The following is a 4,034-nucleotide window of genomic DNA, read 5'->3' on the forward strand; positions in this document are numbered from 1 at the left end:
GAGTGACAAAGTTGCTACCGCTCACGGACGTGGTGAAACCAGCGATTTAGCGCCGCCAGCCGAGGCTGCGGGTGGTCAGGGTGATACCAGTGGGAAGCATGGGAGTGCAGAGTCATCTGGGCTAACTGGGAAAATAGAAAAATCTGAACTTGGAAAAGACGAAGGTAGTGCGCAAAAAACATTTGATAAGGCTTATGAATTCTTCAAAGATGATGCAAGCAACATGGGCGAAGAGGTAGAGTTTAAAGATGAATACGCAATCTCTATTCGAAGTGTGTCCGACCATAATGAGACTTACGCCCCTAAATTATTTAAAAGCTTTGAAGAGGCAAACGAATATGCAGGTGAAAGTTACGGCGCTGGATACGAGAAAGTGTGGGTGTTTGGGTACCACTATGGGGGAAAATCAACTATTTATAAACCTGCAACGTTTTCTAGGCCGGGTTTCACAGGGGTGGAAAGAGCTATTGCGACATTGGCGCATGAGTCTAGGCATTACAATCCAGCTAACCTAGGTAAAGCACGTCCACATAACTCTAGGTTACAGCAGAGAGCGTTTGCGCTGGTTTCCCAACAAGCAGTTGACCGATTCAGGCGTCAAAAAGGAGTAGGCAAACAATGAAGATATTGTTTCTAGTTGCAGCTTTAACCCTAACTGCTGCATGCAATGCAGACACAAATAGATTGAAAGAATGTGGCGTTACTATAGATAAATCGTACGATGGAAAAAATGGAGAGTTTGTAGAATTTGTCGTCAATATTGATTCCAATACTAATAGCCGTAAATGCTCTGAAATTTCAGAAATTACTTTATCAAATTTTAAAACAGGTGAATGGGTAATATTCCCGTTGCCGAAAAAAGGCGCTGAAGTATCATTGAGGATTAGAAAGGCGTCCATTGATTACTCGGTTTTGAATTTAATATTTAGGTCAACAAAGATCGACGATGTCTATTTTGACGAAAAAAATTCAATAAAAATTTATCTTTCAGATTTTTGAATGTTGGCGTAGTGAGCCTCCCTAGAGGCACCCGACTACGTCACTCAACTAACTGTAAGTAGCGGTTCGTATGAAATGTCATATAAGCCTTTCACAGTGAAGCTTGATGCTTTTCCTCAAATATTTGGTTTCATGGAATTGCGCAGTCACATAATAATGAATGTAGAATTGAAAAATAAGGCAATTAAGATGATGGATAATTGTTTTGTACGAGCTAAAACCACTATCGACGTGGTAACCCCAGAGGATTGGATATTTATTACAACTGGAATGCTAAAAAGCAATAGCGATAAATATGCACCATCACCCGTGGCGGCAGCCAGTATAGCTTTACGTATGGGGCGCAGCGTGAGCGGGTGAAAGTCGTTCGAGATGGGGTGACCACCTATGAAGTCGACCACGCCTATGAAGCCAGCCCGGATGGGAGCTGGAAGGTCTATTTAAGCGCCATGGCCATTATCAGCTACAGCAATGACGATGGGCATCGCATCCGCTACCACCATAAGGACCGTCTGGGCACGAGCTTGACCTTCAGTGACGAGAATGGGCAGGTCGTCGGGCGCCGGCACTATGACGCCTTTGGTAAACCGCGAATGATTGACGGCACCGTGATGGAGCCCGGAGCACGGCCGCGCCTTAAAAACTTTACTGACTATGCGGGCGTTAATAATATCGGTATCACCCGTCGCGGCTTTACCGACCACCTGCATTTGGATGACGTCGAACTCATTCATATGAACGGCCGGGCGTATGATTATAACCTCGGCAGGTTCTTGAGTGTTGACCCTATTATTCAGTCGCCGGGGAATAGCCAATCACTTAACCCCTATTCATATATTATGAATAATCCGTTGGCTGGGACGGACCCTACTGGGTACTGCGCGGCAGAAACCGGAACACGGATAAAAAGCTGCGTTAAGGTTGATGTAACGGACAGTGACACCGGAAAGACGCTGGGAAGTACATCAATAAATAGCCGCAGTGGCCATTTTGCCAGTGATGTGTCCAGCTTTGCGGCCAGCAAGCTGGGGAATGGGGCGCAGATTACGGGAGTTTCTGCCTCATTCTCAAATGGAAGCACTACAGATTTGATGGCGCAAAGTAATTCAACAAAAGAGAACGTGTCTAATGGGGGGCTATCGCTCTACCTGCTGCAGGGGCTGGTTTAGGCCAAATATCAATGGCAACATTAGGGCGAGCCGCACTTGGTATTTTTTCGGCCCTGACATTATCTGGCGATACTCCTCAGGAAAATAAAGAACAAATTACGGTCTTTAGGGGGACGACATTCACAGATGAACATCAAGTGCATGATGAAACGGGTTTGCTTATGAGCGAGGCTGCACGAAGAGCTTATAACGAGGAAATGTATATTAGCGGTGATACAGGGAAAGCCATACTTGCTGCTTCCAGGGAAAATCTTGTTTGTCATTCAGAACTGCTTCGTAAATATGGTGGTGAGACTGCGCTAGCAGTTGCTCAATCTGATGGTTCATTTACAAGTAAAGAGTACCCACGATCTATGTTTTCTGTCACAACAAATGAAAGTGTAGCTAGGCGTTTTGCAAACGGCCCTGGCGGTAAGGTCTACTCTGCCACAATACCAAAAGGTATGTTGGTTAGGCAGCCTCTATCTTCATCTAATGAAAGTGAGTATTTCGTCCGTGGAATGTGGAAGTTTGAGGAGTTGAAATAATGCAATTGAGTATTAAAGATTTTAGAAACATCGAAGTCGATGGCGAACTCGTGCTGCTTTCTTCAATGGACCAGGTTAATGCTATTGCTGCAGGTGCTTTGATTGAGGCTAAACCAGTAGTAAGAAATGCAGAGATAATTACCTGGAAAGAATTCATTTCAGGGATAGAGCCGCCAGTTTTTCTAGGGCTTCATTGCGGCTTTCCTTTGCGTGGAGGGTGGTGGCCTATATACCTTTTACAACAAGAGCAATCATATATTCGAGTTCACCTCGAACGAATAGTATGTGAATCCTGTGGTTGGTCTGGACGATCTGCTAATCCTGTAGTTGGGCAATTGTATGACGGTAGCGCAGATCCTGTTTATGCGAGACAAAGAGGGTTTGCGTTGCCAACTATCAAATGTCAAAAGTGTTCCAGCAAACTACCCAGACCTTCTGTTTGGGTCGAAGGATAATTAGTTTTTTAACCAGATCTTCAAGTCGAATAAATAGGATCAAATTAACAGCAAGCTGGGCAGTGTGTGCCGGTAGAAGTGATCAGCGTTGACCAGCAGGTTGGGCAGTTTCGTCCAGTGCCACTAGCTGGTGGGGCTGGACAGACTGATCTGTTCTGCTGGCCGGGTGTGATCAGCTCTGCTGTTTGAGGCTGCTCAGTCTGCTGTTACTTTCGGAGCAACGTACGCTCAAATATCAGGTGTTTTAAGTCACGGAAATTATCCGGGATTGGTCCGTTTTGATAAGAGAACATGGCATGAAATGCTGGACCACAATGGCAATGTGCGGCAGGTTCGACCGGAGTTTAATAATGGAACCAAAACCCATTACACATTTGACAAGAACGGAAACTATACGGGGAGTTGGTAATGTTGCTGACGATTGACGACATCAAAGGCAAATTTTCAGAACTGATCGCTGGGGAAATATCAAGAGAAGCTGCTGATCGATGGGCCTATGAAAGAATTCAAGCATTCGATGCAGGCTTGCTTGAGTTTGAACCTGGATCTGATGAGGAGTTTTTGTGGAGTGCTATACAGTACCTTTATGGTGTTGACTCAAAGGATTCTCACGATGAATATATGCACTCTTTAGGGGATATCCAGAGGGCTTTTGAAGAGAAGTGGAACAGATGAATTTGTGTACTAGTTCAGTGTCCACTCATACCGTTCACTCGGTTGGGTGGTTTACCAATCGCCGGTTGGCAGCGATGGTTTAAAATGAGCAATACAACCAGCAAGCCGGGCAGGCCTTCCCGGTAGAAGTGATCAGGGGTAACCAGCAGGCTGCGCCGTTTTGTCCAGTGCCACCAACTGGTGGGGCTGGACAGATTGATCTGTTCTGC

The 4,034-nt window shown here is 45.5% G+C and carries 8 protein-coding genes; 7 read left to right on the plus strand and 1 reads right to left on the minus strand.

The genetic code is table 11. The features are described 5' to 3' along the window. The 7 genes from NOG12_RS12805 to NOG12_RS12835 all read left to right on the plus strand — a co-directional run. On the plus strand, positions 1–622 hold a 622-nt coding region (locus NOG12_RS12805; protein WP_313933463.1), incomplete at its 5' end, for a hypothetical protein. Then, positions 619–999 (plus strand): hypothetical protein, encoded by a 381-nt coding sequence (locus NOG12_RS12810; protein ID WP_110076908.1) that lies wholly within the window; start codon positions 619–621, stop codon positions 997–999. The genes NOG12_RS12805 and NOG12_RS12810, both read left to right, overlap by 4 nt. A gap of 75 nt (positions 1,000–1,074) precedes the next feature. Beyond that, the gene (locus NOG12_RS12815; RefSeq protein ID WP_110076907.1) at positions 1,075–1,359 is read left to right on the plus strand and encodes a hypothetical protein; all 285 of its coding nucleotides are present in this window, start codon (positions 1,075–1,077) and stop codon (positions 1,357–1,359) included. A gap of 17 nt (positions 1,360–1,376) precedes the next feature. Next, positions 1,377–2,168, plus strand: coding sequence for an RHS repeat domain-containing protein (locus tag NOG12_RS12820; protein WP_313933464.1), 792 nt, complete (start codon positions 1,377–1,379; stop codon positions 2,166–2,168). An 11-nt stretch (positions 2,169–2,179) separates the two neighbouring features. Next, positions 2,180–2,695, plus strand: coding sequence for a hypothetical protein (locus NOG12_RS12825; protein WP_313933465.1), 516 nt, complete (start codon positions 2,180–2,182; stop codon positions 2,693–2,695). Beyond that, positions 2,695–3,150 carry a hypothetical protein gene (locus NOG12_RS12830; protein ID WP_313933466.1) on the plus strand — a complete coding sequence of 152 codons (456 nt, stop codon included), beginning with the start codon at positions 2,695–2,697 and terminating at the stop codon, positions 3,148–3,150. The genes NOG12_RS12825 and NOG12_RS12830 overlap by 1 nt, the downstream gene beginning before the upstream one ends. A 408-nt stretch (positions 3,151–3,558) precedes the next feature. Continuing rightward, complete coding sequence (locus tag NOG12_RS12835) at positions 3,559–3,825, plus strand: hypothetical protein (RefSeq protein ID WP_313933467.1); 267 nt, start codon at positions 3,559–3,561, stop codon at positions 3,823–3,825. A gap of 14 nt (positions 3,826–3,839) precedes the next feature. On the opposite strand, the gene NOG12_RS12840 is transcribed toward NOG12_RS12835, so the two are convergent. Then, positions 3,840–4,034: hypothetical protein (locus NOG12_RS12840; RefSeq protein ID WP_313933468.1), on the minus strand; the 195-nt coding region annotated here is incomplete at its 5' end.

Origin of the sequence: Pseudidiomarina fusca, from assembly GCF_032227045.1 — a bacterium.
Lineage (GTDB): Bacteria > Pseudomonadota > Gammaproteobacteria > Enterobacterales > Alteromonadaceae > Pseudidiomarina > Pseudidiomarina fusca.